Origin of the sequence: Plesiomonas sp. (genome assembly GCF_051650925.1) — a bacterium.
In the GTDB taxonomy this organism is placed as follows: Bacteria; Pseudomonadota; Gammaproteobacteria; order Enterobacterales; family CAMTGL01; genus Plesiomonas.
Map to the genome: position 1 here is coordinate 1 of NZ_JBOFRH010000239.1, position 26,982 is coordinate 26,982.

At 47.3% G+C, this 26,982-nt stretch carries 23 protein-coding genes; 9 read left to right on the forward strand and 14 right to left on the reverse strand.

Features of this window, described 5'->3' with window-relative positions; genetic code table 11:
• Positions 1 to 791: DUF2066 domain-containing protein (locus ACRC27_RS05620; RefSeq protein WP_438639395.1), on the reverse strand; the 791-nt coding region annotated here is incomplete at its 3' end.
• Positions 792 to 1,067: 276 nt separating this feature from the next.
• On the reverse strand, positions 1,068 to 1,694 hold the full coding sequence (upp, locus tag ACRC27_RS05625; RefSeq protein ID WP_438622815.1) for a uracil phosphoribosyltransferase: 627 nt from the start codon (positions 1,692 to 1,694) through the stop codon (positions 1,068 to 1,070).
• Between the two features lie 233 nt (positions 1,695 to 1,927).
• Here upp and purM point away from each other — a divergent pair, with 233 nt between their 5' ends.
• The gene (gene purM, locus ACRC27_RS05630) at positions 1,928 to 2,968 is read left to right on the forward strand and encodes a phosphoribosylformylglycinamidine cyclo-ligase (RefSeq protein WP_438622814.1); all 1,041 of its coding nucleotides are present in this window, start codon (positions 1,928 to 1,930) and stop codon (positions 2,966 to 2,968) included.
• A complete protein-coding gene (gene purN, locus ACRC27_RS05635) occupies positions 2,968 to 3,618 on the forward strand; it encodes a phosphoribosylglycinamide formyltransferase (protein ID WP_438629849.1) in 651 nt (216 codons plus the stop codon). Before purM ends, purN begins: the two co-directional genes overlap by 1 nt.
• Positions 3,619 to 3,766: 148 nt before the next feature.
• Here the strand turns inward: purN and mscS are convergent, their stop codons facing one another.
• The 8 genes from mscS to ACRC27_RS05675 all read right to left on the reverse strand — a co-directional run bounded on the left by mscS (position 3,767) and on the right by ACRC27_RS05675 (position 12,890).
• A complete protein-coding gene (gene mscS / locus ACRC27_RS05640; RefSeq protein ID WP_438622812.1) occupies positions 3,767 to 4,651 on the reverse strand; it encodes a small-conductance mechanosensitive channel MscS in 885 nt (294 codons plus the stop codon).
• 444 nt (positions 4,652 to 5,095) lie between these two features.
• On the reverse strand, positions 5,096 to 6,172 hold the full coding sequence (fbaA, locus tag ACRC27_RS05645; RefSeq protein ID WP_438622811.1) for a class II fructose-bisphosphate aldolase: 1,077 nt from the start codon (positions 6,170 to 6,172) through the stop codon (positions 5,096 to 5,098).
• A 110-nt stretch (positions 6,173 to 6,282) separates the two neighbouring features.
• Positions 6,283 to 7,446: a phosphoglycerate kinase gene (gene pgk / locus ACRC27_RS05650; RefSeq protein WP_438622810.1), complete on the reverse strand. Its 1,164-nt coding sequence runs from the start codon at positions 7,444 to 7,446 to the stop codon at positions 6,283 to 6,285.
• Positions 7,447 to 7,560: 114 nt separating this feature from the next.
• On the reverse strand, positions 7,561 to 8,577 hold the full coding sequence (epd, locus tag ACRC27_RS05655) for an erythrose-4-phosphate dehydrogenase (protein ID WP_438629851.1): 1,017 nt from the start codon (positions 8,575 to 8,577) through the stop codon (positions 7,561 to 7,563).
• Positions 8,578 to 8,736: 159 nt separating this feature from the next.
• Positions 8,737 to 10,734: a transketolase gene (gene tkt, locus ACRC27_RS05660; protein ID WP_438629853.1), complete on the reverse strand. Its 1,998-nt coding sequence runs from the start codon at positions 10,732 to 10,734 to the stop codon at positions 8,737 to 8,739.
• Between the two features lie 477 nt (positions 10,735 to 11,211).
• A complete protein-coding gene (locus tag ACRC27_RS05665; RefSeq protein WP_438622807.1) occupies positions 11,212 to 11,658 on the reverse strand; it encodes a flavodoxin in 447 nt (148 codons plus the stop codon).
• A gap of 78 nt (positions 11,659 to 11,736) precedes the next feature.
• Positions 11,737 to 12,567 carry a tRNA pseudouridine(65) synthase TruC gene (truC, locus tag ACRC27_RS05670; RefSeq protein ID WP_438639396.1) on the reverse strand — a complete coding sequence of 277 codons (831 nt, stop codon included), beginning with the start codon at positions 12,565 to 12,567 and terminating at the stop codon, positions 11,737 to 11,739.
• A complete protein-coding gene (locus ACRC27_RS05675; protein ID WP_438622852.1) occupies positions 12,567 to 12,890 on the reverse strand; it encodes a YqcC family protein in 324 nt (107 codons plus the stop codon). The genes truC and ACRC27_RS05675 overlap by 1 nt, the downstream gene beginning before the upstream one ends.
• A gap of 103 nt (positions 12,891 to 12,993) precedes the next feature.
• Here ACRC27_RS05675 and ACRC27_RS05680 point away from each other — a divergent pair, with 103 nt between their 5' ends.
• Both ACRC27_RS05680 and ACRC27_RS05685 read left to right on the forward strand, forming a co-directional pair.
• The gene (locus ACRC27_RS05680) at positions 12,994 to 14,061 is read left to right on the forward strand and encodes a DUF3549 family protein (protein WP_438639397.1); all 1,068 of its coding nucleotides are present in this window, start codon (positions 12,994 to 12,996) and stop codon (positions 14,059 to 14,061) included.
• 1,828 nt (positions 14,062 to 15,889) lie between these two features.
• A complete protein-coding gene (locus ACRC27_RS05685; RefSeq protein ID WP_438629856.1) occupies positions 15,890 to 16,174 on the forward strand; it encodes a hypothetical protein in 285 nt (94 codons plus the stop codon).
• A 2-nt stretch (positions 16,175 to 16,176) separates the two neighbouring features.
• Here the strand turns inward: ACRC27_RS05685 and syd are convergent, their stop codons facing one another.
• Positions 16,177 to 16,788 (reverse strand): SecY-interacting protein, encoded by a 612-nt coding sequence (gene syd, locus ACRC27_RS05690; RefSeq protein ID WP_438639398.1) that lies wholly within the window; start codon positions 16,786 to 16,788, stop codon positions 16,177 to 16,179.
• A gap of 60 nt (positions 16,789 to 16,848) precedes the next feature.
• On the opposite strand from syd, the gene queF reads away from it, so the two are divergent.
• The 5 genes from queF to xni all read left to right on the forward strand — a co-directional run bounded on the left by queF (position 16,849) and on the right by xni (position 24,185).
• Positions 16,849 to 17,703: an NADPH-dependent 7-cyano-7-deazaguanine reductase QueF gene (gene queF, locus ACRC27_RS05695; protein WP_438639399.1), complete on the forward strand. Its 855-nt coding sequence runs from the start codon at positions 16,849 to 16,851 to the stop codon at positions 17,701 to 17,703.
• Positions 17,704 to 18,124: 421 nt separating this feature from the next.
• Positions 18,125 to 20,194 carry a hypothetical protein gene (locus ACRC27_RS05700; RefSeq protein ID WP_438639400.1) on the forward strand — a complete coding sequence of 690 codons (2,070 nt, stop codon included), beginning with the start codon at positions 18,125 to 18,127 and terminating at the stop codon, positions 20,192 to 20,194.
• A gap of 116 nt (positions 20,195 to 20,310) precedes the next feature.
• Positions 20,311 to 21,831, forward strand: a complete 1,521-nt coding sequence (locus ACRC27_RS05705; protein ID WP_438622800.1) for a diguanylate cyclase — start codon at positions 20,311 to 20,313, stop codon at positions 21,829 to 21,831.
• 142 nt (positions 21,832 to 21,973) lie between these two features.
• Entirely contained in the window at positions 21,974 to 23,335 is a 1,362-nt protein-coding gene (gene ppnN, locus ACRC27_RS05710; protein WP_438622799.1) for a nucleotide 5'-monophosphate nucleosidase PpnN, read from the forward strand.
• 79 nt (positions 23,336 to 23,414) lie between these two features.
• Entirely contained in the window at positions 23,415 to 24,185 is a 771-nt protein-coding gene (gene xni, locus ACRC27_RS05715) for a flap endonuclease Xni (protein ID WP_438622798.1), read from the forward strand.
• Between the two features lie 208 nt (positions 24,186 to 24,393).
• Here xni and rlmM read toward each other — a convergent pair whose 3' ends face one another.
• The 3 genes from rlmM to ACRC27_RS05730 all read right to left on the reverse strand — a co-directional run bounded on the left by rlmM (position 24,394) and on the right by ACRC27_RS05730 (position 26,909).
• Entirely contained in the window at positions 24,394 to 25,515 is a 1,122-nt protein-coding gene (gene rlmM, locus ACRC27_RS05720) for a 23S rRNA (cytidine(2498)-2'-O)-methyltransferase RlmM (protein WP_438639401.1), read from the reverse strand.
• The gene (locus tag ACRC27_RS05725; RefSeq protein WP_438622796.1) at positions 25,508 to 25,900 is read right to left on the reverse strand and encodes a DUF423 domain-containing protein; all 393 of its coding nucleotides are present in this window, start codon (positions 25,898 to 25,900) and stop codon (positions 25,508 to 25,510) included. Before ACRC27_RS05725 ends, rlmM begins: the two co-directional genes overlap by 8 nt.
• A 94-nt stretch (positions 25,901 to 25,994) precedes the next feature.
• Complete coding sequence (locus ACRC27_RS05730) at positions 25,995 to 26,909, reverse strand: transcriptional regulator GcvA (protein ID WP_438622795.1); 915 nt, start codon at positions 26,907 to 26,909, stop codon at positions 25,995 to 25,997.
• Positions 26,910 to 26,982 lie beyond the last annotated feature (73 nt).

Below are 26,982 nucleotides of genomic sequence, written 5' to 3' on the forward strand. Positions count from 1 at the left end.
GCACCTGCGCCAAGCGCATCACCTGATTTTTGCGCATAAATATCGGCAATTTGCTGGATCATCTCGGCAACGGTCTGATCAGGCGCACCAGTGAGCGTGTGTGCCGGAGCTTCAGGCATCGCCGTTAATAGCGTTTCAGGTTTGCCATCATAGAGTCGCCATGTCAGTGAATCGGTATTCAGTGTTGCCACCAGAACTGCATCAGGCTGATAACGCTCGCTGCCCTGCGCAATTGGCTTGATAAAATATCCCTGCACATCAGAAGGCGTTACCGCCATATTGTCGTCAAGATCACCCAGCGGCAGTAATACTGAAATGCCACGCGCCATCGCCGCCACGCGGATCTGCTCACGGGCTGCCGAGTACTCCTGATCTTGCATGATCCGCTGTGCCGCATTACCGTTGCCGGATTGATTATCCACCAACCACAACATCAACGTTGGCCGGTTACTGCTCCACTGTGGTAGCGCCAGCTCATGTGCAAGCTGCTGTATACCACCTTGATCAAAACTGATATCAACCGTACGCGCCCCGTTCTCATTCCTGATATTACTTTGGCTGATATAACGTTGCACCTGTTGCTGCGCCGTTCTCAAGGCCGGCGTTGCCGGAAGTGTGCGCAATCCACTGAAACGAATGAGCATATCGTCTAATGCCTGAACACGTTCGGCATCAGAGATTTGATCACTGCTGACCGGTATACGCACCTGATAAAAATCCCCCATTTCGGCAGCCTGAGCACCCACCGTGAACAGCAGTAACCCGCCGGCTAAAAGATTTCTGATCTGCATACCTGTCGACCTCATTGATAACAGCAAAAACGAATATAAAAATACCCAAAACAGAGTCACAGCCTAGCGCAATCGGGCACGAACATCATCTGTCTTTGTTACGCCATAAAAAGAAAAGTATTAAATAATAGGGAAAGAAAAAAATAAAAGACAAAAAATAAAGGCAAGAATATAAAAACCCAAAAGAGTATTTATAGGGATACAAAGACACACAGCAGAAAGATAAAATGCAAAACGCCGCATTACGCGGCGTTGATGGCAATAGGTCAGAAAACCTTATTTAGTGCCGAAAATTTTATCACCCGCATCACCCAGACCAGGAATAATATAGCCCTGCTCATTTAGACACTGATCGACTGATGCACAATACAGTTCAATATCTGGATGCGCTTTTTCCAGCGCAGCAATGCCTTCTGGTGCCGCAACCAATACCAGCACCTTAATGCTGTTACAACCGGCTTTTTTCAGCAGATCAATCGTTGCAATCATTGAACCACCGGTTGCCAGCATAGGGTCAACCACCAGTGCCAAACGCTCTTCAATATTAGAGACTAATTTTTGGAAGTAAGGGACAGGCTCTAGCGTCTCTTCATCCCGATAGATACCAACAACACTGATACGGGCACTCGGCACGTGTTCTAACACACCATCCATCATCCCTAAACCGGCGCGTAAAATGGGCACAACGGTAATCTTCTTACCTTTGATCTGCTCAACTTCTACTTTACCGCACCAACCATCAATGGTAACATTCTCGGTTTCCAGATCTGCCGTTGCTTCATACGTCAACAGACTGCCGACTTCAGATGCCAGTTCTCGGAAACGCTTAGTGCTGATCTCAGCTGCACGCATCAACCCCAGTTTGTGTTTCACCAGAGGATGTTTGACCTCAACAACTTTCATCGCCTTACTCCTTAACACCAGCCTGAAATAAAATCGACGGATTATACACCGAAAATGCCGCACTACGGTAGCAAACGCTGTCTAATTGCGCATAAGTTCACCACTTCCCGACTCTTTTTACATCTTGATAACTGTTTCGCTGGCTTTTTACGCAACACCTCGCAAACGATTGCCTTCGCTGGTAGAATAGCCGCGCCTAGTTTAAACCTTGGACTAAACCGCGAGGAATCCCCGTGAGCAACAAGACCTCCCTGAGCTACAAAGATGCTGGTGTAGATATTGATGCAGGTAACGCGTTAGTTGATCGGATCAAAGGTGTTGTCGGCCGAACCCGCCGACCTGAAGTTATGGGCGGATTGGGTGGTTTTGGGGCACTGTGTGCTATTCCCCAAAAATACCGCGAACCGATTCTGGTTTCAGGCACTGATGGTGTGGGTACAAAGCTGCGTTTGGCGATGGATCTTAAGCGCCACGACACTATCGGTATTGATCTGGTCGCCATGTGCGTTAATGATCTGATTGTTCAGGGTGCAGAGCCCCTGTTTTTCCTCGACTATTATGCAACCGGTAAACTGGATGTCGACACTGCCGCATCGGTAATCACCGGTATTGCAAAAGGCTGCGAACTTTCCGGCTGCGCACTGGTTGGCGGTGAAACCGCTGAAATGCCGGGGATGTATCACGGTGAAGATTACGATGTCGCCGGTTTTTGTGTCGGCGTTGTTGAAAAGTCAGAGATCCTTGATGGCAGCAAAGTGCAGCCGGGCGATGCCCTCATTGCGCTGGCTTCCAGTGGCCCGCACTCAAACGGTTATTCGTTAGTGCGTAAAATTTTGGCCGTTAGCGAACAAGACCCACTGACCACTGAGCTCGAGGGCAAACCGCTGGCCGATCACCTGCTTGAACCTACCCGTATTTACGTTCGTTCAGTATTGCAGTTGATTGCACAAGCCAATCTGCATGCCGTTGCCCACCTGACCGGTGGTGGTTTCTGGGAAAATATCCCACGCGTTCTGCCAGAAAATACCAAAGCGGTGATCGATGAGAGTAGCTGGCAATGGCCGGCCATTTTCCACTGGTTACAAGAGAACGGTAATGTCTCTACGCACGAAATGTACCGCACATTTAACTGTGGTGTCGGCATTATTATTGCCCTTCCACAGGCTGAAGTTGAAAATGCGCTAAAAATTCTGACATCAGCAGGTGAAAAAGCGTGGCAAATCGGTATTATCGAGACAGCAACTTCTCATGAACAACAAGTGGTTATCCGTTAATGCATTCGTCATCCAAAAATATCGTTGTTTTAGCTTCCGGCAATGGCTCTAACTTACAGGCTATTCTTGATGCCTGTGAGTCTGGCCGTATTCAGGGTCAAGTCACTGCAGTGATCAGCGATCGCGCTGATGCCTTCGCACTTGAACGCGCACAGTCAGCTAACATTCCGGCCGAAGTTCTGCGCCAGCGTGATTTTGCCGACCGTGACAGCTTTGATGCTGCACTGGCTGAAGCCGTTTCCCGCTATCAGCCAGATCTGGTGGTATTAGCCGGATTTATGCGTGTACTCAACAGTGCGTTTGTACAACAGTTCAGCGGCAAGCTGCTGAATATTCACCCTTCGCTGTTGCCAAAATACCGCGGACTGAATACGCATCAACGCGCCATTGATGCAGGTGATACCGTGCACGGAGCCAGCATTCACTTTGTGACAGAGCAGCTCGATGGCGGCCCGATCATTCTGCAAGCACAAGTACCGATTTTTGAAGATGACACGGCTGCTGAGGTTGCTCAGCGGGTGCAGGAACAGGAACACCGCAGCTATCCGTTGGTGATTAACTGGTATCTTGATGGCCGCTTAAGCTATCAGGAAAACCAAGCTTGGATGGACGGTAAACCATTACCGGAACAGGGCTACGCAGCCGAATAAAAACGGCCACATACTCTGTATCCTCCTAAACCCGCTTCGGCGGGTTTAGTTTATTTTGCGGCATCCAATAAAAAAGCGCCACTGTGGGCGCTTTTTTATCTTGGCGATACGGATAACTCACCGTATCAGCCATTGTTTTGGTGAACGATTATTCACCGATTTTATTTTGCTGACGAACATGAACATCCATTTGCGGATAAGGAATATTAATATTATTAGCATCAAGCGCTTTTTTAATATTCTCCATCAGATCAAAATAAACATTCCAGTAATCGGCATTTTTAACCCATGGGCGAACCACGAAATCTAATGACGATGCACCCATGGTCATCATACGAATTGTACAGCCTAAATCAGCTAAAATACGGTCATCAGCATTAACGACCGAAGCTAATACCTCTTTTACCTGATCAATATCGGCTTCATAACCTACGCTAATCAGCAAATCAACACGACGATTCTCTTCCAAAGAGAAATTAATAATCTTACCGCTCATAATTGCCGCATTCGGAATAATGACCGTTTTCTTATCACCGGTACAAATAATGGTAGAGAAAATTTGTACGCTTTCAACAGTACCGGATACACCGCCCAGATCAACAAAATCACCGGCACGGAACGGGCGGAAACCCACAATCAATACACCGGCAGCAAAGTTAGACAGTGAGCCTTGCAGCGCTAAACCTACCGCTAAACCTGCCGCACCAATAACCGCAATAACTGATGAGGTCTCAACACCCAAGCGGCCGAGCGCAGCCATCAGGGTGAAAACAATAATGGCATAACGCACCAGTGAGCGCACAAAATGGCTGACTGCGCGATCCATACCTTTTTTCAGCATCAGTTTGTTGATGGTGTTTGACACAATACGTGCCACCAACCAGCCGAAAATAAAGATTAAAAATGCAGCGACAAGGTTAACGGCATACTGAATCAGTAACCCCTGATTATCAACAACCCAGTTACCGGCGTGCTGAATAGTGTCTACCACATCAAGCGGATCGAGCGGATTTAAAGGTTCGGTCGGCTTCATTCTATTTCCTCTGTGTTGTCACTGTTTATCACAAAAATATTATTGTAATGCGCCCAATACAATGGCACGGCGTAAACCTATTTCATTCATGATGACATCAGAACATGATAAAAACAGGTATTTTAAATAACCAGTGTAAGTCGCATTACGTATAAAAACAAAAATAACAAGCCGCACATAGTAAGCTAAACAGGCAATATTGCCAAATTCATGGGCTGTTGAAGGAAGGAAAAGTAAACGGATATAACGCGATATGCAATAAGACAAATCAGAAAAATGAATATACCGTAAAATAAATTATGGTTATTTTTCCCACAGCTACACTGCATAAATAGGTTTTACTACTGAATTTACAGACCCAAAATCAGCGCGAAAAGAAAAATGTAAACAAAAAAAAGCCACTGAAAAACAGTGGCTTAATATTAAATATAATTAGGCAATAAATTACAGAACGTCAACCGCGTTCAGCTCTTTAAATGCTTTTTCCAAACGAGCAATCATGGTGCTTTGTGCAGCACGCAGCCATGCACGTGGATCATAGTACTTTTTGTTTGGCTTATCAGCGCCATCTGGGTTACCCAGTTGACCTTGCAGGTAAGCTTCGTTCGTTTTGTAGTAACCCAGAACACCTTCCCATGTTGCCCACTGGGTATCGGTATCGATGTTCATTTTCACTACGCCGTAGCTGATAGATTCAGAGATCTCTTCTGCCGTAGAACCTGAACCACCGTGGAATACGAAGTCTAGGCTTTTTGCTGGCAGACCGAATTTCTCAGATACGAATTTTTGAGAAGCATCCAGAATAGATGGAGTCAGCTTCACGTTACCCGGCTTGTATACACCGTGTACGTTACCGAAAGAGGCAGCGATAGTGAAACGTGGGCTGATTGCGCTCAGACGCTCGTAAGCGTAAGCCACATCTTCTGGTTGGGTGTACAGAGATGACTGATCCAGATGGCTGTTGTCTACGCCATCTTCTTCACCACCGGTGCAACCGAGTTCCAGTTCCAGAGTCATGTTCATTTTTGCCATACGAGTCAGGTACTCGCAGCAAATGTCGATGTTCTCTTCCAGTGACTCTTCTGACAAATCCAGCATGTGAGAAGAGAACAGTGGCTTACCGGTTTGTGCGAAGTGCTTTTCACCCGCATCAAGCAGGCCATCGATCCATGGCAGCAGTTTTTTCGCTGCATGGTCAGTGTGCAGAATAACCGGCACACCGTAGGCTTCAGCAACAGCGTGAACGTGTTGCGCACCTGTGATTGCACCCAGAATCGCGGCTTGCTGGCCTTCAAGTTTCAGACCTTTACCCGCGAAGAACTGAGCACCACCGTTAGAGAACTGAACGATCACTGGCGCACGAACTTTCGCTGCAGCTTCCAGTACGGCGTTAACAGAGTCAGTACCTACTACGTTTACCGCAGGCAGAGCAAATTGGTTCGCTTTTGCAACTGCAAAAACTTTCTGTACGTCATCGCCAGTGATAACGCCTGGTTTTACGAAATCGAAAATTTTAGACATGTTCCTAGTCCTGTATCGTCAGCCGTGATTGAATCAATAAGACGTTTGTGCTGACTATTCATAATAGTCAGCCACAAAGAGCGGGAGGCATTTGCCTCCCGTCGGTAATATTACGCTTTAGCGCGTGCTTCGAGCATAGCGACTGCTGGCAGTACTTTACCCTCAACGAACTCAAGGAAAGCGCCACCACCGGTAGAGATGTAAGAGACTTGATCAGCAATACCAAACTTGTCGATAGCTGCCAGTGTATCGCCACCACCTGCAATAGAGAATGCCGGAGACGCAGCGATTGCGCGTGCGATAACTTCCGTACCTTTTGCAAACTGGTCAAACTCAAACACACCCACTGGGCCGTTCCACAAAATGGTTTTCGCATTCATGATGATCTCAGCCAGCACTTCTGCAGAATCTGGGCCGATATCAAAGATCATGTCATCATCAGAAACATCGCTCACCGCTTTGATGGTGGCTGGAGTCGTTTCAGAGAACTCTTTACCCACAACAACATCTGTGGTTACTGGAATGTCACACTCGGCCGCCAGCTTCTTAGCTGTATCAAGCAAGTCAGCTTCACACAGGGATTTACCCACGTTGTGGCCTGCCGCAGCAATAAAGGTGTTAGCGATACCGCCACCGACAACCAGCTGATCAGCAATTTTAGACAGTGACTCAAGAACGGTCAGTTTGGTTGATACTTTTGAACCACCAACGATAGCGATCATCGGGCGAGCCGGCTCTTTCATTGCTTTGCCCAGTGCATCAAGCTCTGCTGACAGCAGCGGGCCTGAACAAGCGATAGGGGCAAATTTTGCTACGCCGTGGGTAGACGCTTGTGCGCGGTGCGCAGTACCAAAAGCATCCATCACAAAAACATCACACAGTGCTGCATATTTCTTTGACAGCGCTTCGTCGTCTTTCTTTTCGCCTTTGTTGAAGCGAACGTTTTCCAGAACCACCAGCTCACCGGCAGCAACATCAACGCCATCAAGATAGTCTTTTGCCAGACGCACAGGTGCATCCAGTACATCTTTCAAATAGTTTACAACAGGCAGTAAAGAGAACTCTTCGTTGTACTCACCTTCAGTCGGACGACCTAAGTGAGACGTGACCATCACAGATGCGCCTTGTTTCAGGGCCAGTTCAATGGTCGGGAGAGAAGCACGGATACGTGCATCAGAGGTCACTTTGCCCTCTTTTACAGGTACGTTCAGGTCAGCACGGATCAGTACACGTTTTCCAGCCAGTTCCAGATCAGTCATGTTAATAACAGACATGGTGAGTCCTCTTTTTAATTCCATGAAGATTTTAAATGCAGACGGTAAAAGTCATCATAGTGCCAAACACTGTGGCTATTTTGCCGATATCTACACGTTAACAATCAGTATCGTTTACAACCCTATCTCTGCCATAACGCGTGTGGTATCCAACATTCGGTTGGCAAACCCCCACTCGTTATCGCACCAGACCAGCGTTTTTACCAACCGCTGCCCACTGACACGGGTTTGTGTTCCATCCACAATCGCGCTATGGCTATCGTGATTAAAATCAATCGAAACTAAAGGTGCTTCAGTATAGTCAACTATACCATGTAATGCGGTTTGCGCCGCCCGTTGCAGGGCCTCGTTTACGTTGCAAACTTTCACATCCGTGCTCAATGTCACACTTAAATCCATCGCGGTGACATTTATTGTGGGCACTCGCACAGCGATAGCTTCAAATCTGTCGGAAAATTTCGGAAAAATCCGTTCAATGCCTTTTGCCAGTTTGGTATCTACCGGAATAATTGACTGGCTTGCCGCACGTGCCCGACGTAAATCAGTATGGTAGGCATCAATCACCGGTTGATCATGCATGGCCGAGTGAATCGTGGTAATCGTGCCGGAATCAATACCAAACGCATCATCTAACACCTTGATAATCGGTACGATGCAGTTGGTGGTACAAGAGCCATTCGAGACTATCTTATCGCTGGCACGTAACTGGGTATGGTTCACACCATAAATAACGGTGGCATCAATATCATTATCTGCCGGATGCGAAAAAAGTACTTTCTTCGCCCCGGCTTGCAAATGCAGCTCACCGTCAGCCCTGCTGCCAAACTTTCCGGTACAATCAAGCACGATATCAACGTTTAATTGCGCCCACGGTAACTGCGCTAACTCACGGATATGTAATAGCTGAATCGTATCACCTTCTATCGATAATGTCTCTTCCTCTGCGTGCACACAGCAAGAAAAACGCCCGTGTGTGGAGTCATATTGCAGTAAATGTGCAATGCCAACCGGATCGGCTAACTCATTGATTGCCACAATGTGAATCTGCTCACGCTTACCGCTTTCATACAAGGCTCGAACAATACTGCGACCAATACGGCCAAAACCATTAATTGCTACCCGAATTGCCATGCGGTGTTCCTTAAAAGTGGTTTTCCCTAAATATATTCTCTAAACAAAAAAAGCTGCCTAAGGCAGCTCTTTGTTGAAAATAGGGATGAGAAATACAGGATAAAGCTCACCGCCATGCAAGGCGATAACGGCAAGCTTTTGTCATTAACATCACGTTAATTACAGGATCTCTTTCGCTTTTGCGACCACATTTTCTACAGTGAAACCAAACTCTTTAAACAGCAGTTCAGCCGGTGCTGACTCACCGAAGGTAGTCATACCAACAATACGACCACCAAAACCAACATACTTGTACCAGAAATCGGCGATGCCAGCTTCAACAGCAACACGCGCAGTTACCGCCGCTGGCAGAACAGATTCACGGTAAGCAGCATCTTGCTTATCAAACACATCGGTTGCCGGCATTGAAACAACACGTACCTGACGGCCTTCAGCAGTCAGTTGTTCAGCCGCTTGCATGGCCAGCTCAACTTCTGAACCGGTTGCAATGAAGATAAGCTCCGGCGTGCCAGTACAATCTTTGAGTACATAACCACCGCGAGCAACATCAGCCAGTTGCGTTGCGTTACGATCCATCTGCGCCAGATTTTGACGAGAGAAGATCAGTGCTGATGGGCCATCTTGACGCTCAATGGCATATTTCCACGCGACTGCAGATTCAACCTGATCACACGGACGCCATGTGCTCATGTTTGGTGTCAGACGCAAAGAGGCAATTTGCTCAACCGGTTGGTGAGTCGGGCCATCTTCACCCAGACCAATAGAGTCATGGGTATAGACAAAAATAGCGCGTTGCTTCATCAGCGCTGCCATACGCAGGGCATTACGGGCATATTCCATAAACATCAGGAAAGTTGCGCCGTAAGGAATGAAACCACCGTGTAGTGCAATACCGTTCATAATGGCTGACATACCGAACTCACGCACACCGTAGTGAATGTAGTTACCGGCCATATCGTTACCGCTAAGCGATTTAGAACCAGACCACATGGTCAGGTTAGACGGCGCTAAGTCAGCAGAACCACCCATGAACTCTGGTAGCAATTTACCGAATGCTTCGAGTGTATTTTGTGATGCTTTACGGCTGGCAATTTTCGCCGGATTCGCTTGCAGGTGCTCAATGAACTGTGTAGATGCTTCAGCCCAGTTAGCTGGTAGTTCGCCTTTGATTACGCGACGATCAAACTCAGCGGCCAGTTCAGGGAATGCGGCACGGTACGCGGCAAATTGCGCATCCCACTGCTGCTCTTTCGCTGTGCCTTGCTCTTTGGCATCCCACTGCGCATAAATATCCGTTGGGATAACAAACGGCTCTTCTTTCCAGCCCAAGAACTCACGTGCTGCGGCAATTTCTTTGTCACCCAATGGTGAACCGTGGCAATCGTGCGAACCGGATTTGTTTGGTGAGCCAAAACCAATGATAGTTTTGCAGATGATCAGTGATGGCTTATCCGTCACCGCACGCGCTTCTTCAACCGCCGCTTTAATGGCCGTTGCATTGTGGCCATCAACACCACGAATAACATGCCAGCCATACGCTTCAAAACGCATACCGGTATCATCAGTGAACCAACCTTCTACATGACCATCGATAGAGATACCGTTGTCATCATAGAACGCAACCAGTTTACCCAGACCCAGTGTACCGGCCAGTGAACAAGCTTCGTGTGAAATGCCTTCCATCATGCAGCCATCACCCAAGAAACAGTAGGTGAAGTGGTCAACAATGTCGTGGCCTGGGCGGTTAAACTGTGCCGCTAGCGCTTTTTCCGCCATTGCCATGCCCACCGCATTGGTAATGCCCTGACCTAACGGGCCAGTGGTGGTCTCAATACCCGGTGCATAGCCATATTCAGGATGACCTGGGGTGCGTGAATGCAGTTGACGGAACTGCTTCAAATCATCAATAGAGAGATCGTAACCGCTCAGGTGCAGCAAGCTGTAAATCAGCATTGAACCATGACCGTTAGAGAGGATAAAACGGTCGCGATCAGCCCATGCAGGGTTGGTCGGGTTGTGCTTTAAAAAATCACGCCACAGAACTTCGGCAATGTCGGCCATTCCCATAGGAGCGCCGGGGTGACCCGAGTTGGCTTTTTGTACGGCATCCATACTCAGTACACGGATGGCATTAGCAAGTTCTTTGCGAGAAGGCATTTTCTACTCCTGAAAATTAGCAGGGCGGAAGGACAAAACACGAAATAGGGAATCATTTTCTCAGAGTCGCCATTAAAACGGCAAGTGCAGACCCAATAACGTGCCAGTGATCACGTTTTTATATTATAAATGCACCGTTACCGACATAAAAACAAGCGTCAGATCGATTCAGCCAATAGTAATGAGTACCAATGGTAGCAGCAATGACTTCAACAGATGACAGCTATTACCGGTAAAAATACTCAGTAACACCAATCTGAAAACCGGTTCGGTTAAAAAGAAAACAGCAGCAGTCAGGGAAAAAAAGAGGGAGAAAAGCCCAATTAGCAGGATAAAACACTGTACCGGATAACCCTATCAGGACAACCCAATAAAACCAAACTCCACAAGGCTGAACGTAACACGATAGAACTCAGCGCGCTAAAACTCAGCGGTGCAGATAACAAAAAACCCGCCGTTGCGGGTTTTTTGTGGCATTTAGATTGCGCGTGAAAAAGCTTCAATCCACTCACGAGCGGTGAGCTCAGGTTCAGGATGGGAGGTAGCATCCAACTCTAGACGCTCCTGTATCCGCTGTGCGCCCTGCTCATGCAGCAGTGTATCAAATTGCTTACCTGCACCGCAGAAGGTTTCATAGCTACTATCACCAAGAGCTATCACGCCATACCGCAATTTAGGTTGCCACAATCCGGTATCTTGCATAGCGAGGTATAACGGGGCAATTGTATCGGGCAAATCTCCTTGCCCAGTGGTTGAGGTGACCACCAACACCACGGCTTCCAAGTATTGTTGCCAGTCTTCGAGCGACCCTTCTTCATAGATGTTCGCATCGTGTCCGGCGACACGTAAAATCCGTTCGGCTTCATCGGCAACCAGCTGCGCGTTTCCATACACAGTTCCGACAAAAATCCCCACCCTGGCCATGCAGTTTCCTTTTGTTAGGTATTTCAACCATCCTGCCGTGTTGCGGGGTGTTGTGCAAGTCGATTACGTCACAGGATCTTACACAGACCAGTCAAATTGTTGCATCAAGTGTTGCCATGTTTCATCCCACGGCGCTGTGATGTGCAATGGCTCACCCGTTACAGGGTGATTGAGCATCAATTCACTAGCATGCAGCATCAAACGGCCAGCACCAAAATTGGCTTTCAGGGCGCGGTTTTGCTTTAAATCGCCGTGGCTTGAATCGCCCATAATCGGGTGGCGCAAGTGGGCCATATGGCGGCGCAATTGATGTTTCCGGCCGGTTTCAGGTTTCAGTTCAACCAAACTGTAACGTGTGGTTTCATAGCGCCCTGCCGGATACGGGGTCTCTACTTTCGCCAGCACGCGATAATGCGTAACGGCCGGTTGTGCGGTTCGCTCTTGGCTAGCAAATTTATCGGCGATCTTATCGAGCTCTTCCACCAGCGGGTAATCCAGTACCGCTTCACCTTCAAGATAGCCGCGAACCACCGCATGATAGGTTTTCTTTATCTGCTGCTGCTCAAACATACCGGATAACGTGCGTGCAACCTCACTCGACAGTGCCATCAGCAAAATACCTGATGTGGGGCGATCAAGGCGATGCACGGTAAAAACATGCTGGCCAATCTGATTACGTACCGTCTGCATCACGACCACTTTTTCATGGCGATCAAGCCAACTGCGGTGCACCAGCCACCCTGCCGGTTTATTTATCGCGATAATGTGCTCATCCTGATACAAAATCGGTAGGGTAATATCGGGATCAATGGGCGTATTAAACGCTTCGCTCTCTTCTGATTCAGAGGAGATCACGCTATCAGGGAGATCGGCGGAGGTTAACGGATTCAACGGTACAGACTCTGGCATCAGGCTTCTCGCGTAAACAGACGGTCAAGCTCCTGCAATGGAGCTAATAACAGGGAAATGTGTGGATGGTTTTTTAGCGCCTCTTCCACATAAGGTGTAATCGAAAAACGCGCAGGGAAAGGGGCTTTTGCATCAAGCAGCGCCTGCATACGTGGCACAAATACCCACTGCAACCACTGCTCGGCTGACATGGTATCAATACTGAACGGCTCGGTGCTTTTAAACGCAGCAGCCTCAGGCGGCATGACCTGCCATAAATCGAGCGTAACCAGTGCTTGCTGAATATTGTCTAATAATAAAGATGCATGTTGATAGCGATCCATCATCACCTCTAGGTTAAAAAAGGGCGGCCAAGCATATCACCGAACCGTTATCCTCCCTATAATTTAGCCTTTAACGTTAACTTGCCCGAGCAGATACCCCGTCATGACAGCTGCACTGACCGAACTACTGACCTTTGCCGATGTGAATGCAACCTTTTACGATTTAGGTCGCCGCCCGCATTCGCTGGCGTTATCCACCTTTTCGTTACTGGAAAATCAGCAGCGGCCTTACCCTTATCCGCTGCGCGGACAGGCTAGACTGGCACTGATCTGTACGCCGCATGCCAATCTCTGTTTATCTTCTGAAAAACCAGCATCGGGTGATAGCCAAGCAAAAACTACTGACACAACAGAACCCTGTATCTGGTTTTTAACGCTGTCACTCGATGAAAATGGCATGCTGATTCCCGAAGAGTGTGCGCGTTTTGCTCGCCTGTTACAGCGCACATTGGGTAATAAGCTAGAGAAAACCCCTAACGAAGAGGATAAAAAAGCGCTTGCTGAACATCCGCAGCATTGGCAACCAAGCCCTGAGAGAATGGCGATGTTTCATGCACGCTTGTCATACACGCATCAACAAGCACCTTCGCGTTTTTATCTGCCCGCACAACGCTATCTTTCTGGTGAGATGGGCTGGCAGCAGTGGCAGGATGTGGGGTTGCAGGGGCTGGCAGAGGTGATCACGCGCGATCGTACGGATCAGCACCAGATCATGCTGTGCCGGGCTATCAATGCCATGCCGAGTGTTCCACTGCAGGCACTGTGTTTATGTCTTGAACAGACTGAGATCAGTGCTGAGGTAGCCGAAATACTGTTTGCACGTTTAACCCGCAGTGCAACACAAGATGATCAGTTGCTACTGCTGCGGGCTTTGGCATATGCACCTGATTCTGACGAGCAGCAGACATTTATACAGCACCAATTACAGCACGATAATGCCGATGCATGGTTAATTGTATTAACAGCCCGCTTACCGCATCGGTTAAATTCGCCGGCACTGTTACAGCCCTATTTACAGGCACTGGGAAACTCAAGCTTGTTTGAACAACTCTATCCTGAAGTGATCACCCAGCCTTTGTTACGGCAGCAAATTTTTACGCTGTTACAACAAAAACAGGCACCTGACTCACTGGTCAATGCCCTGCTTAAATTGCATAAAAAACTGCACTGACACAAAACAAAAATACAAAATAGAGAAAGGGATACCGTTTCCGGCATCCCTTTCTGGTCTTGCTACAGCTTATCCTGCTGCACAGGTGCTCCCTGCATCACTCCGTGATAAGCATCAAATCCGTTGATGTGTTCCTTGTGATCCCCGCATCCGTGGGGCTGTCCTTTACGCTATCCTGGCGTGTCATCCTGAGCCATCCTTGCGCTACCAGACTTCATGTCTGATATCCTTCTCCGTCCTGGAGGTGTCCTTAAGCTTCATCCTAAAGCGTCCACTTCCTCATCCTGAGGCAGCATCCTAAACTTCATCCTGAAGTGTATCCTTGCATCGTCCTTAATCGCTCACATCCTGTCAGCGCACCCGAATCCTTACGGGGTAATCCTTTTTGCTTCTCTTCCTGAGAAAGTCTGCTTTCCTAAAGACTATCGAATTCGTTTCGATGAAGTAATCATACCCGCTTACAGGCTTAGCTCAATGCCTCTATCACAAGATGAAAATAACTATTTCAGAATGTTTCTTGACCAACTTTACATAACTACATGATTTTAAATAGTTTACCTAGATAACTCTTTTTGAGTACTTACACACATTATAGGGATATTCCCACAGTCTTTGTAAGAAATATCCTACACAAAAGTAAGACATTGACTATTTTAAAAATGAGAGTTACCGGTAACTTGTCAAGTTCAAAAACAGGAAAATTGAGGATTTAATGACTTATGTAGCACAAAATGTTTATTTATGCGTTGTTTTTACGGTTAACACACCGTGAACAGAGGGTGCTTTAAGGCAAAAAAAGAGAACATGATGTGTTTTTATTGATGTGACTGTTACATCTTGGTAAATACCGCAATATAAAACAGGCAGAAGTGAGAATAAACGTAAACGGAATAGAAGAAGGGGTACCGCACTGCGATACCCCCTCAGGTCTAGCTACAGCTTATCCTGCTGCAAAGTGTGCTCCCTGCATCACTCCTTGAAACTCACCCCATCCTCGGGCTTGTCCTTTGTTCTTCAATCCGTGAAGCTGTCCGTTCGTCATCCTGACGATCTTCCTTGTGCCATTCCTTGCGCTGTCGCTTACATCCTTGAATCGACTCACTTCTCCGTCCTGGAGGTGTCCCTGACTTCATCCTGAAGTTATCCGTAACCTCATCCTGAGGCTTGTTCCTTGCACGCCATCCTGACGTGTGTCCTGTGTCATCCTTAACCCATCAGCATCCTGTTGATGGCCTTAACATTGCTGTTAAGTGTTCCTTTCAGACATCCATTTCCGGTGAATTCATCCTGAATTCTTGATGGGTCATCCTGACGCCATCGCCGTAATCCTTGGCGTGTCCTTGTTGCTTTGCATTTCTGCAGTGCCGCATCCTGTCGACGTGGTTAAGATTACCTTTCCCTGATTTTTCCACAAGGCGCTATTTGATTTTATATGTATTATGTATTCGATTTCAATTCAGTACATTTCAACTAATGCATTGAATTATATAGATATAGCTTTTTGTATAGCGATGTAACCTTTCAAATCTTTTATTTGTTGTCTTACAGCAGTTGTAGGATATATCGCACACAATGCATGGCTTATCACTGATAAATATCCGTTGATGTTTTGATGTAAGTCAACCCACTGCGCACAATGTGCTAAATCAGTATGAATAATGGGGGGCGATATATGCCGCTCTGTGCTGTTAATATCCCTTACAAGTATGCTTGAATACGATACAAACCGGGATGATGGTGGACCTGATTTTTACCGCTGTATGTTCCTGTATACAAAACTCGCTAAACCGCCGGTGTGATAACTAAAACACCGATACAAGGAGAATCAATGAACGAGGTAGCACAGGTTTTATTGCAGTTAAAACGTGAGGGAAAAACACCTTCAGTTGCATTAATTAAGGGGCGTTTGTCGACGCCAGTACCGTTACCGGTGATTGTGAATATGCTGGCAAAGGATAAGGCGAATGCGCTGCACGAGGAAATGCTGTTGCCGGAAAATGTTGAATCGGCAGAACCGGCGCAAGGTGTTGCTGAGCTGACGGAGCGGGTTCGGGTACTTGAACAGCACGTTGCAACATTACAACGTGCTGTGGCGGCATTGCAGCAGAGCTAGGCTTAGAGTACGGCAATGTGTGGTGTTAAACCGGCCAGAAAATCAGACAAATTGTCGGCCAGACGGATGCGCTGGGCGGTGCCGAGGGTTTCAAGCAAAATTTCGCCCGTGATGTTGCACAGTGAGATGATCTGCATGTCGTCGTCAGTCAGGGCAAGAAACAGGGTCGGGCTCTGTTTGAGCCGCCGCTGGGTAACAAGATGGCCAATTTGGTTTTCCAGCATGCGGGGAAAGTCATCATGACTCCAGATTTGCAGCAGGGTCAGGGGGTTTCCTTGCCACTGTGCAGCCATATCACCGGCAAACTGGGCCGAGAAGTAGGCATGGGCTTCAGCGCGAAGCTGGATATTAAGTGCCTGTTCTACAGGCTGAAGTACCGGATTTTCACTGTGAATACCAGGCCGAACCGGTTGCCAGTAGAGACTATTTTCTGCGGTACGCGCAATGCAGGGTGAGGCTATTCCCAGCAGGCTTTCACTTTCTGGCAGGGTCTGCTGCTCGGTCTGCCAGTGTTGCAGGTAACGGTCGGTAAAATGTATCAGTGCTTGTGCACTTTGTGGTGCGCTGGCTGATGCGTTGTCTTGCGACATGTTTGGTGTGTTTGGTAGAGGCATTATCTTACTCTAAATTTAGGTTACACTGCATGTGATTGTAACTGACACAGAGCAGATGTAATGAGTAAATACGATAAGGATCCGGCACTGTCAGCACTGACATTGGGTAAAAAAACCAATTATTGTGATCACTATTCACCTGAATTATTGCAGGGCGTTCCGCGGGCGCTAAACCGTGATGATTTAGCATTGGGAGAGAGTTTGCCGTTTCACGGTGAGGATCTCTGGACGCTATATGAGCTCTCTTGGCTCAATGCACAGGGCCGACCACAGGTGGCTATTGGTGATGTGCGTGTTCCGGCAACGAGCCGCAATCTGATTGAATCAAAAAGCTTTAAGTTGTATCTGAACAGTTTTAATCAAAGCCAATTTGCTAATTGGGATGAGGTTCAGACAAGATTACAGCACGATCTGAGTGCCTGTGCAGAGGCAAATGTTGAGGTAGTTTTACACCGACTGGCTCAGTATGAGGGGCAGCTGATCGGTTCATTCGGCGGTGAGTGTATTGATGAGCAAGATATTACGATTGAGCGCTATGATTTTGATGCCGAATATTTGCAGGGTGCAGTAAACCCGCATGATGATACTGTGGTTGAGGAGATACTGGTCAGCCATTTGCTCAAATCAAATTGTCTGATCACGCATCAGCCTGACTGGGGCTCGGTAAAAATTCATTATCGTGGAAAACGAATTGATCGCGAGAAATTATTACGTTATCTGATCTCATTTCGTAATCATAATGAATTTCATGAACAGTGTGTTGAGCGTATATTTACTGACATTCAACATTTCTGTGCACCTGAATGCTTAACGGTGTTTGCCCGCTATACGCGGCGTGGCGGGTTAGATATCAACCCATTCCGCTCTAATTGGGAAGTGCCCTCTTCTTTTAATATTCGCTTACCACGTCAATAATACTCTAAATTATTTGCGGTACGCTTGGTTTCACGTACCGCATACGCTACACTGCGGCTATTAATTTTAGAAAGTAAAATATCTACAATAATAGAACGAAATGATTGTGATACGCTGCCTTCTCGCTTTCTCTTTATATTTCATGCAGTTTTCACTTGCCCATGCAATTGTGTTAACTGAAATTCCTTTTGAAAAACCGGACAAGCCATTACTGGATGCTGAGCAGTTATTAAAGACACAGCCTCAATTGGCGATTGAACGCATTAATCAATATTTAAATAAGCCCAACAGTAATTTGTCAACCAGCACAACAATTCGCAACCTAAATACTCAATCTGTGAAACAACACCAACAGAATATTTTATATTCCTGTTTGCTTAAAAGCCGGGCATTTGCCAAATTAGGTGATAATAAGCAGGCAATGAATATAATCAATAGTGTGATTTTGCGCACAAAGAATCAACAGCATGATCTTATTTATGTTGACGCCCGGCTAACCAAGGCGGAATTAATTTGGCAATTTACACACGATAAAGAACAGGCATTACCAGAATTACAAGCTTTGGCTGCATTGCCAGACTCACTTGACTCCACAACAGATGCAACAGTGCGTTATCATTTATTACAAGCAAAAATAGCGCTCAATGATACACTACTGCGCTCACCTAGCCATGATGACCTGCAATATGCTAAAAATGAGTTGTTATGCGCGCAAAAATTACTTCCTGTGATGAAATATCCCTCATCACGTATTCATTATTATCTGATTGCCAGCCAACTCCAATTACTTGAACAAGAGCGTGATCTAGCTCAAGAAAGTTTAATTACAGCGCTAAGCCTTGCGATGGAATTTGACCAACCTGATCTGTTAGCTGCAACACAGTTGCAACTTGCCCAATTCTATTTCTCTTTTGGTAGCTACTCGTTAGCGCTTAACTATGCCAATCAATCTGCTAATTTTTATCAAGCGGTACAAGATAAGGCCTCTCTTGCCACGCTTTTAAAATTGATGGGGCATATTCACCGGATGGAGAATCGGTTGAATTTGGCTTTAGTCAATTATCTCAATGCCATGGATATAGAGAATTCACTGCCCAACGGAAGTAAGTTGATTGGAATAAAAATTGGGATTGGCTATATATACTTAAACACCAATGAATCATTTAAAGCGGCAGAGTACATTAAACAGGTTGAACAAAATTTAAACGAAGATAAAAATGCACAAGAGCTATATCCGGCATTTTTACTGCTTAAGGGTGATTGGTTATTACATTCAGGCAACATTGAATCGGCCCTGAATTTAATCAATAAGGCTATTGCGAAAGTGCCTGAATCTGAGTTGAATACTCGCTTGTATGCATACGGATTACTTGCTAATGCATATAAGAAGAAAGGATTATATAAACAAGAAAATATCTATCTACACAAAAAAATCACGTTACTACATCAAATTCAAAAACAGCATCTGTTCCTTAATACTGAAACACTCGAACAACGTGAGAAGTTGGTCACTAAAATCAACACTGAACAGTTACTCAATGCCAACTATCACGCAATAAGCGCACAAAAAGAGGAAGCACAAAAATTTAATCGGGTACTCTTGTGTATTATTTTGGTTTTATTGGGTGTGACTTGTTACTTCTTGGTACTCACACCGGCACTGCGCACCACCCTTAAACGGGTGCGTCAAAACTACTATTTGCACCCGCGCAGCGGATTACCCAATCAGCGCTGTATGTCTGCTCGCTTGCCCAAGCAGTTACAACATACGCTGACATTGTGCGAACAAGCGATGGCAACACAAGCATCAACAACGGCTGTTGAGACAGACCTAGCAGACCCGTTTGCCACCTTGCGTTTAAACGTGGCCTTTATTCATGTGCATTGGCTGTCAGAGTTGAGCCAAAAAATTGAAGTCGACTTTACTGAATCGAACAAAATAGAAGCTGAGTTGGGGCAGTATCTACGCAATACGCTCGGTAATAATATACTCAATGATCACGGGCAGATTTTTCAGGTCAGAGACGGCACATTTTTGTATATTCAGCGGCAACACGGTGAGCGCGGTAACACTGTTCCCGAAGAGTTTTGTACCGCTATTTTGTCAGTATTTACGCAATTCTCTGGGTACAACGCGCCGGAGGGCAGTATCAGTATTGGCGCATGCCAGTACCCTTTCCTGCCGCGGGCTACCTCTGGTGTAAACCTGCCACAATTGCTGAATATCTTGCAACTGGCCCTGTGTGCAGCCAACGATCTCAACTTGCGCAGCGAACGAGATAACTGGGTTTTCTTGATGCCGATTCAACGGGCCACTCCAGCTTGTTTTCAGGGAAATTTACACACAGCTTGCATTGAGGCTATCCGACGCGGGCTGGTTAAGGTACTGCACTCACAACCAGAGTACAGTATTGATTGGTCAGCGGTAGAACACATAAAGTCACACATCCACCCTGAAGAAAAATCTGAAGAGGCCGATAATACGCAGTAATGCGCAGCCAACATTGATAATTGGCAGCACCAAGCTGGTGCAATCTATGCGTGAGTATTTATAGTGCCAAATGAGTGGGATCAGGCAATGATAGGATCAAGCAATGGATGACGTGAATGGATAGCGAAATTGATTTGCGCCGACAATTAGCGCAGCTCGAAGAGAGCTACCAGCGGCTATCGGGTAAACATGCGCGCGAAAGCGAATTACTGCGGCGCGTGCTCGGACGTGTTACCCAATCTCTAGAGGGGGCTGACAGCGAGCTGGATCGCATTTTAATCGATATCCGGATTGACCTTGATCGCGCCAAAGAAACATCGCTGATGATCCCGCGTTTGGCTCTGCTTGAGCGGTTAGCCTTCAAATTCAGCCAGCAACGGGTCGCCCAACAGCAACGGCTAAACGAAGGCATCGTGCAGGCCGCCGAATGCCTGAAAACAACCGCTGTACTCTCACCGCAATTACGACAAGATGCGGTGCTGCAACTGAGCACACAACAGACACCCGATCTCACACTGCGTATTGAGCGTATTCTGCACTTATTTAGCCGAGCCGTACGCATGCTGGCAGCGCTAGGTGAGCAACATACTGAGCAGCCCTCGCACACTACGCTGACGCTGGATATCCAGCAAAAGGTCTCAGATGAACTGCAACACCTGATCTCTGAACTCGACTTTGATGCAGAGATAGGTCAGCGGCTGCTTGAGATCCGTAATCATCTGCTGATGGGTACCGATGCCGCCCAGCTGATTCAGTACAGTTTTGACATTATTGAACTGATATTGCAGGGAACACGCAGCGAAAGACGCAGTTCACACCGTTTTCTCGCCAGCTTGAATGATGATCTGGGCATGCTACACCAGAGCATGAATAAATCGGTTGAACATGCCTATCTTGATCACCACCATATGCAACACCTAAATCAAGAGATGCAAAACACCCTCAATACGCTCGAACAACCAGAAACACTTTCAGGTAGCCAAATTCAGCAAACCGTGCAGACACTGCTGCAACAAACACAGCAGCATCAGCAACTTTGCCAACAAATGCATGCCACCATTGAGCGTATCCAAAGTAATGAAAATGTACTCTGCACCATTCTTGAGCAGACTACCGATTACCGAAATCGCCTACTCGATCAGCAACATCGGCTGTTTTTAGATCACTTGACCAAAGTGTATAACCGCGCGGCACTGCAAGAACGGCAAGATCTTGAATATAAACGCTGGCAGCTCTACCGGCAGCCCTTATGGTTTGTCATGGTTGACCTTGACTGCTTTAAAATACTCAATGATACCTACGGCCATTTAGCAGGGGATAAAGCGCTGAAAATTATCGCCCGCGCCATTCAGCAATCACTGCGTGAAACTGATTTTATCGCCCGTTACGGTGGGGAAGAGTTTGCACTGATTATTGCTGACTACACGGAAGCTGAGATCACTCTGAAACTTGAAGAGATCCGGCAGAAAATTCAGCACTTACCATTCAAATTCCGTGATGATAACGTCACCATCACAGTATCATTGGGCGCTAGCTGTTTGCAGGATGCCGACAGCATCAATACTTGGATTGAACGTGCCGATAAAGCACTTTATCAGGCAAAAAATCAAGGTAGAAATCAAATCTTCATATTTTGAGAGTTGGCATATGCGCCTTAGCGCGTTAACGTGTAGCACACGGGTGGGTTAAGTTATTACCACCAAACGCACGATCAGCCCGCATTTCGGCCTCAACAAGCCAACAGTACACTGCGATCGTTGTTATTTGAAAGGAGTCACTTTGATTACACATCTCAACCCCATTGGCGCTATGGATCAGCTCTCACAACTCGAAGTTGATATGTTAAAGCGCACTGCCTCAAGTGAGCTGTATCAAATCTATCGCAACTGTTCACTGGCGGTATTAAATTCCGGCAGCCACACAGATAACAGTCAGGATTTACTGCAAAAACATCACGATTTTGACATTAACGTGGTTCGCCGTGAGCGCGGTGTAAAACTTGAACTGATCAATCCACCGGAAACTGCGTTTGTTGATGGAAAGATAATCCGTGGCTTGCACGAACATTTGTTTGCTGTACTGCGTGATATTTTGTTCGTTAACGCTCAACTTAATTCACACATTACCCAACTCAATCTGCACGACTCCACCCACATCACCAATTTTGTGTTTGCGCTGCTGCGTAATGCCAAACTGCTGCATACCGGTGAATACCCAAACACTGTGGTCTGCTGGGGCGGGCACTCCATTAACGAAAAAGAGTATCTGTATGGCCGTTTAGTCGGTCACGAACTGGGTCTGCGTGATCTGAACATCTGTACTGGCTGTGGCCCTGGTGCTATGGAAGCACCAATGAAAGGTGCAGCGGTTGGCCATGCCAAACAACGCATCAAAACCGGCCGTTTTCTGGGCATTACCGAGCCTTCTATCATCGCCGCTGAGCCACCAAACCCACTGGTTACTGAGCTGACTATCATGCCGGATATTGAAAAGCGCCTCGAAGCGTTTGTTCGCATGGCACACGGCATTATTATCTTCCCTGGTGGTGTGGGTACAGCCGAAGAGCTGTTATATATTTTAGGGATAATGATAAACCCAGAGAACAGCCACCAGCCGATGCCGATAGTCTTAACTGGCCCGAAAGAGAGCGAAAGCTACTTCCAATCTCTGCACGAATTTATCGGCGCAACCCTTGGTGCTGATGCGCAATCACGCTATCAGATAGTCATTGATGATCCGGTTAAAGTGGCGCAGATCATGAAAGAGGGCATGACCGCCGTTAAAGAGCACCGCATGGAAACCGGCGATGCCTACAGCTTTAACTGGTCACTAAAAATTGAACCCGCTTTCCAGCAGCCGTTTGAACCGACGCATATCAACATGAGTCAGCTCAACTTGCACCTTGATCAACCGGCTGAAGCACTGGCCGCAAACCTGCGTCAGGCGTTCTCCGGCATTGTTGCGGGTAACGTCAAAGAGAAAGGATTGCAGGCCATTGCCGCACATGGCCCGTACCAGATTGACGGTGATAAAGCCCTGATGCGCCGGATGGATAAACTGCTAGAAAGCTTTGTTCAGCAGCACCGGATGAAACTACCGGGCTCTACTGCCTACGCTCCGTGCTATGAAATCATCACCTGATATTCTGCCGACGTAATTTGCGCTCACCGCGCGAGCTCAGTACCATCGGATATTATTCCTGATCCGATGGTACTTTTTCATGGCGATTCACTTACTGGTCGTTGATGCGCTCAATCTCATCCGGCGTATTCATGCCGTACACGACAGCGGCAATAAACCGGTCGATATGCCGCGCTGCATCGAACAGTGTAACAGTGCCCTTAGCACCCTCTTGCAACACACTCAGCCAACACATGCAGTGGCCGTATTTGACTCTCCAGAGCGGCTCAGCGGCTGGCGACATCAGCTATTGCCAACCTATAAGCAGGGGCGATCACCGATGCCTGATGCACTGGCAGCCGCACTTAGCCAATTTCAAGATGCCTTTGCGCAGCACAATGTCAGTTCACTGACTGCACACGATAATGAAGCCGATGATCTGGCCGCCACACTCGCATGCCAGATAAGCGCACGCGGCCATCAAGCCACTATCGTCTCAACCGATAAGGGCTACTGCCAGTTGCTTGCGCCGACTCTGCAAATTCGCGACTACTTTCAAAAACGCTGGCTAGATGCCCCGTTTGTCGCGCAAGAGTTTGGTGTTAGCCCTGCACAGCTCCCCGATTACTGGGGGTTAGCCGGTATCAGCAGCAGTAAAATTCCAGGTATTCCCGGTGTTGGGGGGAAAACGGCGGCAGCTCTGCTGCAACGTTATGGCTCGCTAGATACCGTATTGCTCGCAACCGATCACCCGCCTGCGCTGCTTAAAAAAATACAACAACATGCGGAGCTGGCACAGTTAAGTCGCAAAATTGCTACATTGCAACAAGACTTACCCTTAGGGATAAATCTACAACAGCTACGGTGCTAACCCCTCTTACGGTATAAAACGCATCAATATCATCACTGGCAGCAACGCCTACTACGGCAATGTGCACCACACATAACACGGCAAATAAACCTACACATAAAAAAATCCTGCGGCACGAATGCGGCAGGATTTTTATCACAGAAGATCTATTTCATAGAATCTCTGTATTACATCAGATTACACCGAGAACCTATGACCGACACCGCGCTTATTCATCATCACGGTAGCTGCGGTAGGCATTCGCTTTCGGGCTGACAGCAACCCACATACGGCGAACATGCACGGTCACTTCCTCACGATCATGGTACAGCTGTTTGGCTGCAATCTGCACATTCACACCTTTATCTTTAAGTGCTAAACGCAGTTTTTCTAGAATGTGATTAACCTCTTCGTAGCGTTTTTTCATTGGCAGTTTAAGGTTGAAAATCGCTTCACGACACCAACCGTTAACCAGCCATTCTGTCATGCGGGCAGCAACTTTGGCTGGTTTTTCAACCATATCACACACCAGCCACGCAATATTCTGGCGTGGTGGCTCAAATTTAAAGCCATCCTCGCAAATATGGGTCACTTGGCCGGTCATCATCAGACTCTCTGCCATCGGGCCATTATCTACTGCGTAGACAAACATACTGCGTTTTACTAGCTGGTAAGTCCAACCACCTGGGCATGCACCCAGATCTACCGCCCACATACCTGAGCCTAAACGCTCATCCCACTCATCATGTGGGATAAACAGATGAAACGCCTCTTCTAATTTAAGCGTAGAACGGCTTGGTGCATCAGAAGGGAATTTCAGACGTGGAATACCCATGTAGAACGGCGAGTTATTATTGCTGTACGAGTACCCAACATAACAGCAACCCGGCGCAATAAAGAACACATGCAACACAGGGCGATAAGGGTTCTCTTTCGGCAGTAAAATACCGGCACTGCGCAATGCACTGCGTAACGGCACCGAGAATTTACGACAGAACTTGGTCAGCTCTTTCGCTTCATTGGTGTCAGGCACTTCAACACGCAACTCGCCTGGCCCGTCAATCACATTGGTCAGCATGCCCACAATCGGGGTGATCCGGTCTTCTGCCGGCAGGTTTTTCAGCAACTCACCGACCACCAAGATCTGGCGGGCAAAAATCAGCTCTTTAAACGGGACAAGCTGCGCTAATTTATCTGCATCTTCATACTGATAGCATTCAAACAGCACATAACCACTGTTATCTTTCACACGCGGGAAACCGTATACCCCGTGTTGTGCTGCTTTATCGGTAATCTCTGCCGCACACTCTTTTTCAAAGCCTGGACGACAATACAGCGCCAGTTTATTCATGCGCGGTTCTCCTCAAACGTAATAGACCAGTGAACAGTGTCAGCCAACCGGCCAGAAAACTCACGCCCCCAAGCGGGGTTACCCACACCAGCATGGATAGCTGAGTGAGTGCGTAGCCATATAAACTGCCACTGAATAATAAAATACCTAATGCAAACAATAATCCGCTGTAAACAAACTGTTTTTGCGCATATTGCAGCGATACAATGCCTGCCGCCAACATAGCGACAGTATGAAACATCTGATAATTCAAGCCGGTTTGGATCAGCGTCATCTGCTCGGGCATCAGCATACGGCTCAGAATATGCGCACCAAATGCACCGAATGCCACCGTAAAAAAGCCGCTGATCGCGGCCAATGGCAACACCAGATTGCGTAATGTCATATCTCATGACTCCCTGATAGGTTGCAACAAGTCAGCTTATCTCGCATCACTTGCCCTTTTCCTCTGAAATACTGCCCATCAATAGGCGATATTTTCAGGAAAAACGGCTGCGCAGCGTCTCTTGTTCTTGTTGTGCCCGTAGCAGCATCCATTGCCGAAAGGCGGCTATTTTACCCAGTTCTGCCTGGCTGTCATGGCAAACCACATAAAATGCGTTTTTACTCATCAAGAGATCATCAAACGGGCAGACCAAACGCCCAGCTTTCAACTCAGGCTGCGCCAGCACATTATTGGCCAGTGCAACGCCCTGCCCGTGAATCGCTGATTGCAGTACCAGTGCCGTATGGCTAAAAATCGGCCCCTGATTGACATTGATATCCTGCACCCCTAACTGCTTGGTAAACGCTTGCCAGTCGCGGCGCGAGGTATCATGCAGCAGGGTGTAATAACGTAAATCACTCGGTGTCAGTAGCGGGTGTGCTCCGCTCAACAGTGCCGGAGAGCACAGCGGGATCAGGTATTCGTTACAGAGCAAATCAACCCGTAACCCAAACCACTTACCGCGCCCATAATAAATAGCCACATCGACATCATCAGTCAGTGAGCCTTCATCAATATCCACCGCTTTAATCCGCACATCAATATCAGGATGAGCTGCATTAAAGTCAGCCAAGCGCGGAACTAACCATTGTATCGCAAAACTGGCCGGAAGGCTGACAGTCAATGTGCCTTTTGCCGTGCGAGCCAGTAATTTTTCGGTTGCCTCTGATAATGAACTGAAAATTTCTTTCATATCCAGAAAATAGGCTTGCCCCTCTTCTGTCAGCAACAGTGAGCGGTTACGCCGCCGAAATAATTTTAACCCTAAAAACTCTTCTAATCCCTTAATTTGGTGGCTAACTGCCGCCTGAGTTACAAACAGCTCTTCAGCTGCACGGGTAAAGCTTAAGTGGCGCGCCGCTGCTTCAAAAACCTTTAAAGAATTTAGCGGTGGAAGTCGTCTTGACATGACCGTAACAATTCCAAAACATATTAGATATTCTAATGTCCGGCATTATAATTTGTCCGTTGTTGAAGGGCTA

Bases quoted from the DNA above. Each gene is read 5' to 3' on its own strand.
- upp (WP_438622815.1), bottom strand. From the start codon at position 1,694: ATGAAAGTTGTTGAGGTCAAACATCCTCTGGTGAAACACAAACTGGGG.
- purN (WP_438629849.1), top strand. From the start codon at position 2,968: ATGCATTCGTCATCCAAAAATATCGTTGTTTTAGCTTCCGGCAATGGC.
- mscS (WP_438622812.1), bottom strand. From the start codon at position 4,651: ATGAAGCCGACCGAACCTTTAAATCCGCTCGATCCGCTTGATGTGGTA.
- fbaA (WP_438622811.1), bottom strand. From the start codon at position 6,172: ATGTCTAAAATTTTCGATTTCGTAAAACCAGGCGTTATCACTGGCGAT.
- pgk (WP_438622810.1), bottom strand. From the start codon at position 7,446: ATGTCTGTTATTAACATGACTGATCTGGAACTGGCTGGAAAACGTGTA.
- epd (WP_438629851.1), bottom strand. From the start codon at position 8,577: ATGGCAATTCGGGTAGCAATTAATGGTTTTGGCCGTATTGGTCGCAGT.
- tkt (WP_438629853.1), bottom strand. From the start codon at position 10,734: ATGCCTTCTCGCAAAGAACTTGCTAATGCCATCCGTGTACTGAGTATG.
- ACRC27_RS05665 (WP_438622807.1), bottom strand. From the start codon at position 11,658: ATGGCCAGGGTGGGGATTTTTGTCGGAACTGTGTATGGAAACGCGCAG.
- truC (WP_438639396.1), bottom strand. From the start codon at position 12,567: ATGCCAGAGTCTGTACCGTTGAATCCGTTAACCTCCGCCGATCTCCCT.
- ACRC27_RS05675 (WP_438622852.1), bottom strand. From the start codon at position 12,890: ATGGATCGCTATCAACATGCATCTTTATTATTAGACAATATTCAGCAA.
- ACRC27_RS05680 (WP_438639397.1), top strand. From the start codon at position 12,994: ATGACAGCTGCACTGACCGAACTACTGACCTTTGCCGATGTGAATGCA.
- ACRC27_RS05685 (WP_438629856.1), top strand. From the start codon at position 15,890: ATGAACGAGGTAGCACAGGTTTTATTGCAGTTAAAACGTGAGGGAAAA.
- syd (WP_438639398.1), bottom strand. From the start codon at position 16,788: ATGCCTCTACCAAACACACCAAACATGTCGCAAGACAACGCATCAGCC.
- queF (WP_438639399.1), top strand. From the start codon at position 16,849: ATGAGTAAATACGATAAGGATCCGGCACTGTCAGCACTGACATTGGGT.
- ACRC27_RS05700 (WP_438639400.1), top strand. From the start codon at position 18,125: ATGAATATAATCAATAGTGTGATTTTGCGCACAAAGAATCAACAGCAT.
- ACRC27_RS05705 (WP_438622800.1), top strand. From the start codon at position 20,311: ATGGATAGCGAAATTGATTTGCGCCGACAATTAGCGCAGCTCGAAGAG.
- xni (WP_438622798.1), top strand. From the start codon at position 23,415: ATGGCGATTCACTTACTGGTCGTTGATGCGCTCAATCTCATCCGGCGT.
- rlmM (WP_438639401.1), bottom strand. From the start codon at position 25,515: ATGAATAAACTGGCGCTGTATTGTCGTCCAGGCTTTGAAAAAGAGTGT.
- ACRC27_RS05725 (WP_438622796.1), bottom strand. From the start codon at position 25,900: ATGACATTACGCAATCTGGTGTTGCCATTGGCCGCGATCAGCGGCTTT.
- ACRC27_RS05730 (WP_438622795.1), bottom strand. From the start codon at position 26,909: ATGTCAAGACGACTTCCACCGCTAAATTCTTTAAAGGTTTTTGAAGCA.